The organism is Providencia sp. PROV197 (genome assembly GCF_028479625.1).
GTDB lineage: Bacteria > Pseudomonadota > Gammaproteobacteria > Enterobacterales > Enterobacteriaceae > Providencia > Providencia vermicola.
Genome location: NZ_JAMPNZ010000028.1, coordinates 1 through 14,427 on the forward strand (window position 1 = coordinate 1; position 14,427 = coordinate 14,427).

At 40.3% G+C, this 14,427-nt stretch carries 13 protein-coding genes; 5 read left to right on the top strand and 8 right to left on the bottom strand.

The genetic code is table 11. The annotated features are described in order from the left end of the window. Nucleotides 1–26 precede the first annotated feature (26 nt). Entirely contained in the window at nucleotides 27–521 is a 495-nt protein-coding gene (locus PR808_RS16070; protein ID WP_206082358.1) for a YfbU family protein, read from the bottom strand. 150 nt (nucleotides 522–671) lie between these two features. Next, nucleotides 672–1,127, bottom strand: coding sequence for a terminus macrodomain insulation protein YfbV (gene yfbV, locus PR808_RS16075; RefSeq protein ID WP_206082359.1), 456 nt, complete (start codon nucleotides 1,125–1,127; stop codon nucleotides 672–674). 598 nt (nucleotides 1,128–1,725) lie between these two features. Between yfbV and ackA the strand changes: the two genes are divergently transcribed. After that, complete coding sequence (ackA, locus tag PR808_RS16080; RefSeq protein ID WP_206082360.1) at nucleotides 1,726–2,928, top strand: acetate kinase; 1,203 nt, start codon at nucleotides 1,726–1,728, stop codon at nucleotides 2,926–2,928. Nucleotides 2,929–2,999: 71 nt separating this feature from the next. Further along, nucleotides 3,000–5,144 carry a phosphate acetyltransferase gene (pta, locus tag PR808_RS16085; RefSeq protein ID WP_206082361.1) on the top strand — a complete coding sequence of 715 codons (2,145 nt, stop codon included), beginning with the start codon at nucleotides 3,000–3,002 and terminating at the stop codon, nucleotides 5,142–5,144. A 53-nt stretch (nucleotides 5,145–5,197) separates the two neighbouring features. Here pta and PR808_RS16090 read toward each other — a convergent pair whose 3' ends face one another. Continuing rightward, nucleotides 5,198–6,091, bottom strand: coding sequence for a LysR family transcriptional regulator (locus tag PR808_RS16090; RefSeq protein ID WP_206082362.1), 894 nt, complete (start codon nucleotides 6,089–6,091; stop codon nucleotides 5,198–5,200). A 103-nt stretch (nucleotides 6,092–6,194) separates the two neighbouring features. Here PR808_RS16090 and PR808_RS16095 point away from each other — a divergent pair, with 103 nt between their 5' ends. Continuing rightward, on the top strand, nucleotides 6,195–6,665 hold the full coding sequence (locus tag PR808_RS16095) for a DMT family transporter (RefSeq protein WP_206082363.1): 471 nt from the start codon (nucleotides 6,195–6,197) through the stop codon (nucleotides 6,663–6,665). A gap of 56 nt (nucleotides 6,666–6,721) precedes the next feature. Here the strand turns inward: PR808_RS16095 and PR808_RS16100 are convergent, their stop codons facing one another. The 4 genes from PR808_RS16100 to yfcD form a co-directional block, all read right to left on the bottom strand. Next, on the bottom strand, nucleotides 6,722–8,164 hold the full coding sequence (locus PR808_RS16100) for a sodium:solute symporter family protein (protein ID WP_206082364.1): 1,443 nt from the start codon (nucleotides 8,162–8,164) through the stop codon (nucleotides 6,722–6,724). Continuing rightward, entirely contained in the window at nucleotides 8,161–8,358 is a 198-nt protein-coding gene (locus PR808_RS16105) for a DUF3311 domain-containing protein (RefSeq protein WP_206082365.1), read from the bottom strand. The genes PR808_RS16100 and PR808_RS16105 overlap by 4 nt, the downstream gene beginning before the upstream one ends. 18 nt (nucleotides 8,359–8,376) lie before the next feature. Continuing rightward, complete coding sequence (locus PR808_RS16110) at nucleotides 8,377–9,612, bottom strand: M24 family metallopeptidase (protein WP_272539649.1); 1,236 nt, start codon at nucleotides 9,610–9,612, stop codon at nucleotides 8,377–8,379. 236 nt (nucleotides 9,613–9,848) lie between these two features. Next, nucleotides 9,849–10,391 carry an NUDIX hydrolase YfcD gene (yfcD, locus tag PR808_RS16115; RefSeq protein ID WP_206082367.1) on the bottom strand — a complete coding sequence of 181 codons (543 nt, stop codon included), beginning with the start codon at nucleotides 10,389–10,391 and terminating at the stop codon, nucleotides 9,849–9,851. A 624-nt stretch (nucleotides 10,392–11,015) separates the two neighbouring features. Between yfcD and PR808_RS16120 the strand changes: the two genes are divergently transcribed. Both PR808_RS16120 and PR808_RS16125 read left to right on the top strand, forming a co-directional pair. Then, nucleotides 11,016–11,924 carry a TIGR01777 family oxidoreductase gene (locus tag PR808_RS16120; RefSeq protein ID WP_272539650.1) on the top strand — a complete coding sequence of 303 codons (909 nt, stop codon included), beginning with the start codon at nucleotides 11,016–11,018 and terminating at the stop codon, nucleotides 11,922–11,924. 215 nt (nucleotides 11,925–12,139) lie between these two features. Further along, nucleotides 12,140–13,669: a YopT-type cysteine protease domain-containing protein gene (locus PR808_RS16125; protein WP_272539651.1), complete on the top strand. Its 1,530-nt coding sequence runs from the start codon at nucleotides 12,140–12,142 to the stop codon at nucleotides 13,667–13,669. Between the two features lie 13 nt (nucleotides 13,670–13,682). Here the strand turns inward: PR808_RS16125 and PR808_RS16130 are convergent, their stop codons facing one another. Further along, on the bottom strand, nucleotides 13,683–14,255 hold the full coding sequence (locus PR808_RS16130; RefSeq protein ID WP_206082371.1) for a UbiX family flavin prenyltransferase: 573 nt from the start codon (nucleotides 14,253–14,255) through the stop codon (nucleotides 13,683–13,685). Nucleotides 14,256–14,427: the final 172 nt, after the last annotated feature.

Consider the following 14,427-nt stretch of genomic DNA (forward strand, 5'->3'; position numbering starts at 1 on the left):
CGCGACAGCGCGAAGAATGACGAGCATTAGGCGTTTAAGATCTGGGAAATCTCCACCGCTGATAGATGATACTGCCTTGGACACGCATGCCAAATCGACAACATCCGCACATATTTCTCCCACATTGGCGTTTGTGAGTTGAACCCATGAGTTCCGCTATCAAAATGGGTATAACGCCCTTCTGTGTTCACCATAAAACGCACATAGCTTAAATAGCGTGCTTCTGTTGCTGCATCAAAACCTAAAAATTGGACTCGGCGACCATCAATATCTTGTTTTTCAGGCAAATTACTGTAGGAAACTTGCAGTGCATGGTACATCTCCATAATTTCAATCACTGTGCGACACGTTTCTTCGCTTAAATGACCGAAATCTCTGTCTAGCTCACGCATCTGTAACCCAAAACCGCGTTCAATAATTGTTTGCAGGCGGCGATAACGTTCCGCGTTATCTGGGTCTAACATTGTCATCATTTTGTATTGATTTGATAAAATCAGGCGTTGGGCATTCGTCATTTCCATCACAGCTCTCCTACAGAAAAGTATGGCTTATCTTCGCACTCAACCCACATCTAAGACAGTGAAAACATCGCTTTTATTGATCTAAACACGCTTTTTGTATTACTTATTGTTAAATCTAGCTTTTAACAATAACTGTACAGCCATTTTTTGCTACACATCTTCCATAAAAGAGCGATCTAATTGGTTAAATGCACGCTTAAGAAGGTCAGCCAACGCCATATAATCAGGCTGTTGTTCAACAGGTGCCATTGCTATTCCAGCCGCCGTAAATTTATCACGGATCTCATAAAACCAGCTCAGCAAGCCAGATGGCAATGGTGTAGACGCACGTTTCCCTAACCACCACAACCCTTGCATTGGTAAACTGCAGGCAAATAATGCGGTTGCGATGGCGGGGCCAAGCTGCCCACCTAAAGCGATTTGCCAGGCGAGCGTGAAAATAGCAATGGGTGGCATAAAGCGAATACCAAAACGTACCGCTTTATTAATTCTGATTTCAGGGAAGATAGGTGACAGTTTTTTTTCCATAGGAAAAATTTTCAGATATCGATTGCCTAATCTGAAGCGTTTAAAAAAACCAGGAGGTGTGTTTTGCAATGTACTCATGAATCGTTTCCTATGCACTTCTAAAACTGACTAGCTGCCGTTAAGCTTACGCCATTGTGAACAAGAACGCACACTTAAGTTAAACAAATTATTTTATTCAATTTACCTTAAGATAAGCGACTTTCATTAAAATCAGCTATTCTAATAAATACCTAACTTCGTGCTATAACTACACTTTATACGACACTTATGATTTTAATCAATCAAACGACCTATTTTTAAAAAAAACGTATAAAATATAAAATATTTTTAGTAGAATCTGCCACATTTAGAATTGCTGTTGAATTTGTTACTTTATCGCTTTATCCATCTTTTTAATAAAAAGATAGACAACAGTTATATATTGGGGTTTTGGTCGTTATTTCAACACCAGATGCGAAGTTTTCTTTTATATTGCACTTTGCACAAAAGAGTAACGATAGCTTTATAAAACCCTTGAAGATTACCAAGATCTTTAACTTTTTCGCCTTTAACATGATATCAATCATGATGTTTCAGGTCATAAATACGCTAGGCTCTAACACGCCATATTTTTATATCTGAGTCTTTTTCATGTTTTTTAAAGGCTTCACAACAACAATTAACGATAGGTATTTCCATGTCAAGTAAGCTGGTACTGGTTCTAAACTGCGGTAGCTCCTCACTGAAATTCGCCATCATCGATCCAACTAACGGTGACGAGTTTTTATCCGGTTTAGCTGAGTGTTTCAATCTCCCTGAAGCCCGTATTAAATGGAAAATGGATGGTGCTAAAAAGGAAGCTCCTTTAGGTGCTGGTGCGGCGCATAGCGAAGCATTGAATTTCATTGTTAACACCATTCTTGCTGAAAAACCTGAGTTGTCAGCGCAAATTACATCGATCGGTCACCGTATTGTTCACGGCGGCGAGAAATTCACCTCTTCTGTTTTAATCACTGACGACGTGATTGAAGGTATTGAAGCGGCAATCCCATTTGCTCCACTGCATAACCCTGCTCACCTAATTGGTATTGAAGAGGCAAGAAAATCATTCCCTCATCTGATCAACAAAAACGTGGCTGTATTTGACACCGCGTTCCATCAGACAATGCCACAAGAAGCCTATCTGTATGCCCTGCCATACGAATTGTATTCTGAACATAGCATCCGCCGTTACGGCGCACACGGCACAAGCCATTTCTATGTTTCTCGTGAAGCGGCGAAAAAACTCAACAAACCTGTTGAAGAATTAAACGTTATCACTTGCCATTTAGGCAACGGCGGTTCTGTCACTGCGATTGTTAACGGTCAATGTGTTGATACCTCTATGGGCTTAACCCCATTAGAAGGCTTAGTCATGGGAACACGTAGTGGTGATATCGACCCTGCCATCATTTTCCATTTACATGACGCTTTAGGCATGAGTGTTGATCAAATCAACAAAATGCTGACTAAAGAATCTGGCTTATTAGGCTTAACTGGTGTAACAAGCGATTGTCGCTATGTTGAAGACAACTATGGCACAAAAGAAGATGCAACCCGTGCAATGGACGTTTTCTGCCACCGTTTAGCGAAATACGTTGGTGCATACAGTGCACTGATGGAAGGCCGTCTTGATGCTATCATCTTCACAGGTGGTATTGGTGAAAACTCCGCACAAGTTCGTGAAATTACCCTGAAGAAACTGGCTATCCTTGGTTTCGAATATGACCACGAACGTAACTTAGCGGCACGCTTCGGCAAAGAAGGTTTAATCACTACCGATAACAGCCGTCCAGCGCTGGTTATCGCAACCAATGAAGAGTTGGTTATCGCTCAAGATACTGCGCGTTTAACCGCATAAGAAACTTCTACCGCCAGCAAATGCTGGCGGTATCGTTTTGTCATTAGAGTAACCGAAATAAAGAGGTTCCCGTGTCACGTACAATTATGTTAATACCTACCGGCACCAGCGTTGGCTTAACAAGCGTTAGTCTAGGTGTCGTTCGCTCAATGGAACAAAAAGGTGTTCAATTAAGCGTTTTCAAACCTATCGCACAGCCCCGCATCTCTGGCAATAAAGACCAAACTACTGAAGTTCTGCGCTCCCATTCAAGTATTACGACCATTGTTGAACCACTGACCATGGAATACGTTGAATCACTGCTGACATCCTCTAAAAAAGACGTATTAATGGAAGAGATCGTGGCTCGTTACCATGATCATACTAAAAATGCGGAAGTGATTTTAATTGAAGGCTTAGTGCCAACGCGTAAACACTCTTTTGCTCAGTCATTAAACTATGAGATAGCCAAAACGTTAGGCGCTGAAATTGTTTTTGTTACTGCGACGGGCAACAGCTCAATCACTCAAATGCAAGAGCGTTTAGAGCTGGTTCGTAACGAATTTGGTGGTCAACGTAATAAAAATATTATCGGTGTTATCATTAATAAAGTGAATGCACCCGTTGATGAACAAGGCCGCACTCGCCCTGACCTATCTGAAATCTTTGATGATTCAACCAAAGCAACCGTTGCAAATCTCGATCCTAAGCAACTTTCTGCGCTAAATCTGCCTGTGCTTGCGTCTATTCCATGGAACTTCGATTTAATCGCCACGCGTGCAATCGACATGGCAAAACACTTAGGTGCGGAGATTGTTAACGAAGGTGAAATCAAAACTCGCCGCGTTAAATCTGTCACATTTTGTGCGCGTAGCATCCCGCACATGCTTGAGCACTTCCGTCCAGGCTCACTGTTAGTGACCTCTGCTGACCGCCCTGATGTACTGGTTTCAGCATCTTTAGCGGCAATGAACGGTGTTGAAATTGGTGCGGTTCTGTTAACGGGTGGCTACAACATCGATGCCCCTATTCGTCAACTGTGCGAACAAGCATTCGAAACTGGCTTACCTGTCTTCATGGTGAAAAGCAACACATGGCAGACCTCCCTAAATCTACAAAGTTTCAGCTTAGAAGTACCTGCGGATGACCATGAACGTATCGAAAAAATTCAAAACTACGTGGCTCGCCATATTAGTAGCGACTGGATTGAATCTTTAGTAGCTGACTCTGAACGTCCAAACCGTTTGTCACCACCAGCGTTCCGCTACCAATTAACCGAATTAGCACGCAAAGCGGGCAAACGTATCGTTCTGCCTGAAGGTGATGAACCTCGTACGGTTAAAGCAGCGTCTATCTGTGCTGAACGCGGTATCGCAACGTGTGTTCTGTTAGGCAACCCTGACGATATCCGCCGTGTTGCTGCTGCACAGGGCATTGAATTAGGTACGGGTATTGAAATCGTTGACCCAGTTAAGGTTCGTGAAGAATACGTTGCACGCCTTGTTGAGCTGCGTAAGAGCAAAGGCATGACCGAAGTTGTTGCTCGTGAACAACTTGAAGATAACGTGGTTCTCGGTACATTGATGCTCGAAAAAGGCGAAGTAGATGGCTTAGTTTCAGGTGCAGTGCATACAACCGCCAATACTATCCGTCCACCGCTTCAGTTGATCAAAACTGCGCCAGGTAGCTCACTGGTTTCATCGGTGTTCTTTATGTTGTTACCTGAGCAAGTCTTTGTTTATGGTGACTGTGCAATCAACCCAGATCCAACCGCTGAGCAATTATCTGAAATCGCTATCCAATCTGCGGATTCTGCAAAAGCGTTTGGTATCGACCCGCGTGTTGCAATGATCTCTTACTCAACAGGTGATTCAGGCGCAGGTAGTGATGTTGAAAAAGTGCGTGAAGCAACCCGTTTAGCGCAAGAAAAACGCCCTGACCTGATGATTGATGGTCCATTGCAGTATGATGCAGCGGTAATGGCTGACGTGGCGAAATCGAAAGCGCCTAACTCCCCTGTTGCAGGTAAAGCAACGGTGTTTATCTTCCCTGATCTGAACACGGGTAACACCACCTATAAAGCGGTACAACGTTCGGCTGACCTCGTATCAATCGGCCCAATGCTGCAAGGTATGCGTAAACCAGTCAATGACTTGTCTCGTGGTGCGTTAGTTGATGATATCGTTTATACCGTTGCGTTAACCGCTATCCAAGCAGTACAAAACGAAAACGCATAGTTAATCAATTATTGCGATGAATGCCAGCCAGTGTCACTGACTGGCATTTTTTATTATATTAATAAACTAACAATAATCTCTCTTAGCCAATTCAACGCGTTATCTGCATCACTTCGTTCATGCCAAATCATTTGAAAATCAAGAGGCGAAATAGCAATCGGCGGTTCAAATATCACACAGTGTTCATCTATTTTCTGTGAAAAAATCTTTTGAGCGATAGTTAAGATGAGATCTGTACCTACAATAAGTTGTGGAGCAACTTGCCAATAAGGTACTGTTATAGCGACACGCCTATGCTGATTTAAGCGTTTTAATTGCAAATCCACCTCGTTTGTATCAAACGGTTTCATACTCACTGCAACATGCGGATAAGATAACCATTCGTTCAGCTCCATCATTCCATTTGGGCAAATTGATTTATCTGCCACACTCACCATTTTATCTTGGAAAACAGACTGTGCACGTAGTGTATTATCTAGCGCATTAAACACGCCAAATGCTAAATCTAAACTCCCTTCTAGCAACTTGTTTTGCATTTCTTCTCGGCTACAATGCCAAATTTTCAAATCCACATCAGGTGCATGTAATCGCAGATAATGCGTAAGCGGTTGTGCAATTATTGCCGCACCATAATCTGACAGCGCAATATTAAACCGTCGATGGCACAAAGCAGGCTGAAAGTCTTGCTGAGTAATCAAGTAGTCCAACTGTTCCAATGCCTGTGCTAATGGCCCATATAATGATTCCGCTTTACTGGTTAATTGATACTGCCCCTGCCGGCGCACCAAAAGTGGGTCTTGAAATAATTCACGAAGCTGATTCAAAGTATGACTAACTGCGGGCTGGCTTTTATATAAAGCCTCCGCAGCACGGCTAACATGACGTTCTCGCAATAGTACCAATAAGGTAACTAATTGATTCACATCTAATCTTCTTAAGTTATTCATCTGGCGAATATCACCTTATAAAAATGTTCATTTCCTAATCAGTTCCCCGCTCATTAAGCTTATCTTAAATCAATCATATTCCCCTGTTAACTTTGAGGTTTATATGTCTACACTTTCATTATCTGGAATTATTTTAGCTTTAGCTGCTCTATTTGCAGGGGTTGTCGTCCCGATTCAAGCTGCAAGTAACGCCGTATTAGCCCGCCATTTGGGGCATCCGCTTTGGGCGAGTGCCATTTCACTGATTATCAGTATTATCGTTCTTATTCCACTATTATTTGTTTTTAAAGTGCCAAAACCCAATTTTAGCGTTGAACTATTCAGCCAACCTATTTGGATCTGGTTTGGTGGGATAGCCGGTATGATTTACCTCACTTCGGCATTGATTTTAGTTCCTAAGATTGGCAGTACGACCTTCTTTGTTATGGTAATTGCAGGGCAATTAATCATTTCGGCTTTGATAGAGCACTTCGGCTGGTTTGGTATGCCACAAAATCCAATACCGTTCGGTAAAATATTCGGCATAGGTTTGGTCATTGCTGGCGTATTGTGTGTTCAGCTGTCTCGTAAATAATTGGCATAAAAATACCCGCATAAAGCGGGTATTTATTTTAGGTTGGTGTCGTAATATTACTTTTTATGGGTAAATAACGACACCACCACCGCAACAATAATATTCAGAATAAATGCAGCAATACCGATATTCATAAAACTCAGTTGTTCCCCTAACCAAGGGAACAATTGTGCTAACGAAATTTTCTCGATATAGGTTACCGCGAGAAATAATACCCCCGCTGAAATCCCACAGATAGCTCCCGCTGGCGTCATTGGGTTTTGCTGTTTAAAACTCATCAATAACGCAGGGAAAAATTGCGCCACAATATTTACACCGAGCAGCATAATTGCCACTAACGTGTCATTGCTATGAAAAATAAAGTACAAACTTACTAATGCCACTAATGGCACCATATAGCGCGCATAGACACCAGACTGACGCTTTTCTTCACTTGCACCCACCGCTTTTTGTACCACGCCCGCCAACATATTGGAGGTCGTTAGTAGTAGCATCGAACCTGGCACTAAGGCAGTTAACATCCCTGCTGCACCGATAAAACCAACAACAACAGGTGAAAACGTCTCTTTCGATATTTCAAATAGTGATAAATCCACTGCTGAACCTTCAAGGTGTGGAATTTGCAATATCGCCGCATAACCAACAAAAAAGGCAAAAAGCATAATCAAGCTATACGCTGGAATTAAAATACTATTTCGCTTAAGTGATTTTTCATCCTTAGCGGTAAATACCGCCGCCATATAGTGAGGCCAGCAAAAATAGGCCACGACAGATAGGAATATTGTGGAAATATACCAAGGAATATTCAGCCCTGTTTTTGGGAAGGTTAAGAAGCTCGGCATGGCGGTATCAATGGCTTTAAACATATCACCAAAGCTGCCGTAATAATGCAACGGAATATAAATCCCAATAAACACCACAACAATTAAGATCATTAAATCTTTTAGTGCGGATGTCCAAGCTGACCCATGTATACCTGAAATCATCACAAACAGCGTAACAGCAATAATACCAATCCAAATCGCCATATCTGCAGGGATCGCACCATAAGACGCTTGTGAAACAATAATACCAAGACCTTTCAATTGGAGCACAAATAATGGCACCATTGCCGCAATAGAAATTAGGCTAATTAACAACCCAAGCCCTTGGCTATTATATTTCTTGGTAAATAATTCAGAGATAGTTCTAACATCGTTATCTTTTGCAAAGCGCCAGACCCGCGGATGCACCCAATATAAAAATATCCCCATAAACGCATTTACAGCCAAGGTGTAGAGGATTGCGGGGCCTTTACCATATGCCCAACCACTTCCCCCCAGAAACGTAAAGGTGGTGTAGATTTCCCCTGCACTCAGTAAGAAAACGAGCAGTGCCCCGTAGCTTCGCCCCCCCACAGACCATCCTTCATGATCCATGGTTTTTCCCTTTTTCGCTCTAATCGCCAAATAAATGCTGAAAAGGAAAAATACCGTAATAATAATTAATGCGGAACTCATGACGTTTCCTTAAGATTTTTATTGTCTAACACATTAATTAATAACATGATAAGTGCTGTCACGATCACCCATGCCACAATCCAAAACATCAAAAAAGGTAACCCCATTACAAAGGGCTCAACCTCATTGGCATAATAAATTCCAACGGTTAATGCCAATACAGGGAAAATAACGAGGTAGTGATACCATCTCATAAAGAATCCTTATTTTTATTATTCGAAAGAAATCAATTCACGAGGTAAATAACTTAACATTTCAACACCCTCTTCTGTAATCAGTAACATGTCTTCAATCATAATTCCACCAACTCCAATACCGTAGTAAGGTGTTTCCAAACTCATGACCATCCCCGCGCGGAATACTTCGGTGGTTGCAGCACTGACAAAAGGCGCTTCTTCTAAACCAACAAACACGCCATCACCATGCCCTAAATGGCCACGATTATAGTGCGGTAAACCTGATGAGCGAATTAATGCCATGGTTTCGTTAAATACGTCACTCAACGCAACTCCTGGCGCAATACGACTCAACATATATTGATGGCCTTTTAATATCGTTTGGTAAATCGCTCTCACCTTTTCATTGGGTTTACCTACCACAAAGGTACGTGCAATATCTGCACCGTATCCAGCGACATCCACACCACAATCAAACTTAATTAAGTCCCCTTCTTTTGCAGGCACATTGTCTGGCAACATTTTAGGTGAAAAATCACTTCCTACTGAAATTAAGTGAAAACGACTGTAATTGGTTTCAGGAAAGGACATTACTTTCGCTTTAAAAGCCGCGGTTAGTTCCGCGGATGTGCAGCCAACACGAATGAGCTGGCTAGCTGCTTCAATGCCTGCCTCAGTAATTTGGGCTGATTTTCGCAGATGGTTAATCTCCCACTCACTTTTGATCATGCGTAATTCATTAAAAAGTGGTGAGGAATCAACTAAGTTTAGTTCTGGAATGACTTTGTCTAACCAGTTTTTACCCGTGTAGGTAATTTGGTTAAGCTCAATCGCAACAGGTTTGCCATACACCCCCGCCTCAGATAAAGCGTCTTTTAATAAATTAAAAATGGTTTCGATTGGGCTATTGATCGGCCTTGCTTTCACCACTTTGCCATTATCAGGGTTATAAGGGTCGTCAACATCCACCCAAATTGGAAAGGTTTTAATTTGCGCATTTGGCATTTGTAAGCTTAAGTTCGCGGCTTCAAACTCATTCATGATCACCAGTGATTTTACCGTGGGATCACGGAAGATCACGGCAATGGCAGAACCTGTCTGCCTAAAAGTATACATAAAGAAGCTTGCAAACCCTGTTAAATGATAAAAATTATCACCAACTGTGGCAATTAGCGCTTCAATGCCATCACGCTCCATAATTTCACGGGCTTTATTTGTTACGTTTTCAAGGTGTTGTTGCTTTAAAAGTGACTCGGTTTTTTGAATTGTCATTGTTGTTTTCTCAATCCGTCGTTCTGATCGCTAAATAAATTCACAATATGACGAGCGAAATAATAAGTTCGCTTATTATATCGAGAGTTGAAATGAATACATCGTGTAAGGTGTAAGTTGGATATAACTAATAGTTATATATTAGTCAAAAATTAACCTTGCTAGAGATTTGAATTTTGGTGAAAAAATGAAAAGGACTACAAAAAATAGCCCTTTTACGATTTAAAACTGGGGGATTATAAGTTTTCAGCACAAGTGATGGCTTTTTCGGACTCATTGTTACGAGTGAGCCATAAAGAAAGCGCTTTTAATGAATCAGGTGTAAATTCATCACAACGTGCGCTAATTTCTTTTGGTGTAAGCCAACTTACCTCAACCACTTCTGACTCTTGCAGTGCAAAAGGGCCATGGCTAACACAGCTAAATAACCCACCCCACACGCGGCAATGCTCATCCTCGAAATAAAAATGACCATGCTCTGCAAATGGTACACCTGCGATACCCAGCTCCTCTTCCGCTTCACGTTTTGCTGAATCAAGAATATTTTCACCTTGGGTAACAACACCACCTGCTGTGGCATCTAAAAAACCAGGGTGGAAATCTTTAATATCCGTGCGTCGCTGGACTAAGATCTTCCCCATTCCATCATGCACAACAATATACGTCGCACGATGCCGTAAGTTTTCAGCACGCATTTGGCTGCGGGTTGCCTGAGCAATAACGTTATTATCCTCATCGACAATATCGACCCATTCGACGACTTCGGTTTGTTGTTCCATCCTGTAAACCTTTTATAATTAAGCTAAAATAGCTTATGTCATAGACTGATTGCCACGACATGTCAGACAATACAACGATGCTTTTGACTCGCACTTAATCGTTGATCCTAGCCCAATTTGCATTTGGTTGCTATCACAAATAAGCACTTATTATCACAATGCTCATAGAGCTTTTAGCATTTTTAAGATAACGTAATCAAATCACACAATTTGTGCTCACAGATGCTATAGTTAAATTATAAAACCTATGGAAACATTGTTTTAGCGCGATAACTTGAACTTAGCAAGATATCAGTTAGCTAACTGAGTGCAGACAACAACGCTGCGGTTTGAATAACACACGGGATCCATCCCCTAAATAGTTCAAATTACAGCTAGGCGTCAAACGAAGGCATCCTTAGGAGCATACATAAGTATGTGACTAAGGTAACTGAGTGCAGACAACAACGCTGCGGTTTGAATAACACACGGGATCCATCCCCTAAATAGTTCAAGCTGCAGCTAGGCGACAAGTGAATGAGTCGTTAGGAGCATACACAAGTATGTGACTAGCGCGAATGAGCGTAGTCAACAACGCTGCGGTTTGAAATATGACGGGGATTTTGAAATATGACGGGGATGGCAATGAAAATACTCATAACAGGCGGCACAGGGCTAATCGGTACCCCTTTAGTCCAAAAGTTAATCTCCCTTGACCATAAAGTCACCGTATTGAGCCGTTCACCACAAAAAGTGTACAGTCATTTCTGTAAAGCTGTCGAATGCTGGACATCTTTAAACGACATCAATAACCTCAACGGCTTCGATGCTGTTATCAACTTAGCTGGTGAGCCCATTGCCGAAAAACGTTGGACTGATGAGCAGAAAAAGCGCCTTTGTGATAGCCGTTGGAAAATCACCCAACGACTGACCGAACTCATTATAGCCAGTGAAACGCCACCGTCTGTCTTTTTATCGGGCTCTGCTGTTGGCTACTATGGTGACCAAGGCCAAATTGTTGTCACTGAAGACGAACAACCTCATGATGAATTTACCCATCAACTTGCCCAGCATTGGGAAGCGCTTGCAGAAAATGCAGCTTCCGATAAAACACGTGTGTGTTTACTGCGTACAGGGCTTGTATTGTCCCCTAATGGTGGAGTCTTGGGTAAAATTTTGCCTATTTTCAAAATGGGTGCAGGTGGGCCAATAGGTCATGGTAAGCAATACATGCCTTGGATACATATCAACGATATGGTCAATGCTATTTATTTTTTACTCATGACGCCTGTGCTTTCAGGCCCTTTCAATATGACAGCGCCTTATCCTGTGCATAATGACCAATTCACGGCTATTTTAGGGGATGTCCTCAACCGCCCTTCTTTTGTTCGCACTCCCGCTTTTGTGATCAAAGCCATTTTAGGCGAATCTGCAGCCTTAGTATTGGGTGGGCAGCAAGCGATTCCTAAACGTTTAGAAGAAGCTGGATTTGAATTCGAATTTATCGAGTTAAAAATTGCATTAGAAGACTTATTGGTTCCCAAGGAAAACTAACCCCCTTTTAATGCTCCTAATAGCCTCATATCTCTACCATCTCGTGATATAAATATAACGGGATGGTTTCCACGCATTCCTATGAAAATGCTTGTGAGAATCATATTTAATTATATCCACTACATATATTAAATACAAAATCATTGATATTTGAAAGATACAAATAGAAAACATCATTATGGTATCTATTTATTAGATAAATTAAGGATGCCATAATGCCTACCCAAATAAATTCATTGAATAAAATCCCCTTTACTCAATCAAAATTTTTAAATTTTTTACAAAAAGATAATTCTAAATTTTTCCAAGAAAACATTTTGAAAATTACAAACTCAAAAGAACCTTTCCTCGGTTTTTGTTATGGTGCATCTGTCAAATTCTTACACTATAGTGATAAAGGTTTAGAACAAGACTATATCAATATTTACAATAAATACTTCGATGATGTTAAAACTAACGACACAATGATAGCAAAAAAACGCAGTGATTTGGCGATGGCATCCGTTTCAGATTATAAAAAATACACAGAAAAAAAACATATCATTAAACAAGGAAATCAACTTCTCAAAGAGATATTTGATATACAAAAATTACGATACAATTCAACAAATAATTATAATTTATCACTACACATTCCATTATCCTCACCTATCTTTAAAGAAAAAAGTCTTTTGAAATTAATAGAACTAGCCTTAGATGAAAACATTAAATGGTGTGTAGATAAGGAATATAGAATGTTTAAAATTACGATAGCACCATTAATTTCTGACAATATCAAATGTACAAAAAAAATATATTCATTGAATTCAAGTAAAATTTCAAGTCCAGATACTGACACACAAAAAGAAGCATATGGTATTATTGAATCAGCCATTAACAAAAAAACACATCAAATGAGAATTAATAGCCTATTAGATTTAATGCTAATTTCCACAAGCGAAAAAATAGAAAAAAGCTGGCTAGATACAAACAGCCAACAAAACTTAACTCCCAGTATAAAAATACAAGATGAATATGAAGAAATAACAAAATTAAATGATTTTATGGATGCAATTAGAGAATGCAAAGATGACAATCAAAATTATATATTTTTAAGCCCCAATCATGCTTGCGCAATTAATATCAAGAAAAGCAATAAAAGTGAAATCTATCAATTCTTTGACCCCAATGAAGGCATTTATCAATTTCATAACGTCGATGAGTTCACTTTTTTTCTAAAAAACTTTATGGATGAACATGAGACATATAAATTTATAAAAGATAGCGATTCTAATTATCAAATTTCATTTGTTAAACTTAATAGGATAAACCCAATTTCAAATAATCATAATAAAAAAAATGTTTTTGATAGTAATTTAAAAATAAACAAATTGCTTGCATTAGATAACTTTGAGGTAAAATTTAAAAGAAAATCATTCAAAAACTTGATACCAAAAAACAAAACTTATCGCATTGTTCATCGTAATTTTGACAAGAAAAGCCATCTTGTGACATTAGCGTTTCATTACACGAAATCCAATAACGATAAGCAAAAGACCATCTACTCATCGAACATTGCTACCCCCATCCTTCATCAGGTTATACAAAGTAACCTGGCGCTATTGAAAAAAACGGATGAGGACATTTTTATTGATAAAAGAGGCAATATTTATCCTGTGGCACCTGATATTTCTATGGGTAATTTTAACCCTAATACTGACCCTAGCATTATGTTTGGCACAAGGACACTTAATAACCAAGTATAAATACTATCTTAATTTATTTGGCCCCTTGCCAGCGATGAAATAAATCCTGTTCAAGTTCAATATCAAATTGGTCGAGTACACGGTTAACCGTTTGATTGACAATATCTTGAATGGATTGAGGTTGATGATAAAACGCTGGCATGGGTGGCATAATCACAGCTCCCATTTCAGCTGCTTGTACCATCAACTTCAAATGCCCAACATGCAATGGTGTTTCACGTACCCCGAGGACTAATTTTTTCCCTTCTTTGAGTACCACATCTGCCGCCCTTGTCACTAAGGTATCGGTATAGCTGTGAACAATACCTGAAAGGGTTTTCATGGTACAAGGCATAATTACCATGCCGGCAGTACGAAAGGAGCCTGACGAAATGGCCGCTGCAATATCGCGGCTATCGTAATTAAAATCAGCAAGTTGCTGTACGTCTTTCACGCTGTATTGTGTTTCCAGCGCTAATGTTTGGCGGGCAGCCGCACTCATCACCAAATGGGTTTCAACCTGTGTAACGGGTTTTAGTACCTCAAGCAATCTGACGCCATATATCGCCCCACTTGCTCCAGTTAACCCAATTATCAGTTTTTTCATTTCTCTGCCCAATCCACGGTAATTTTTAAAGATTATATACTATATTACGCGCCGTTGTTTGCCCTAACCGAATAATCAACATTCTGCGGATGTCAGGTTGCCACCAATACTGATAAAAACACACTGACGAAAACAATTCTCTAAATAGCTTGAACAACAGCTTAGCGGCAAT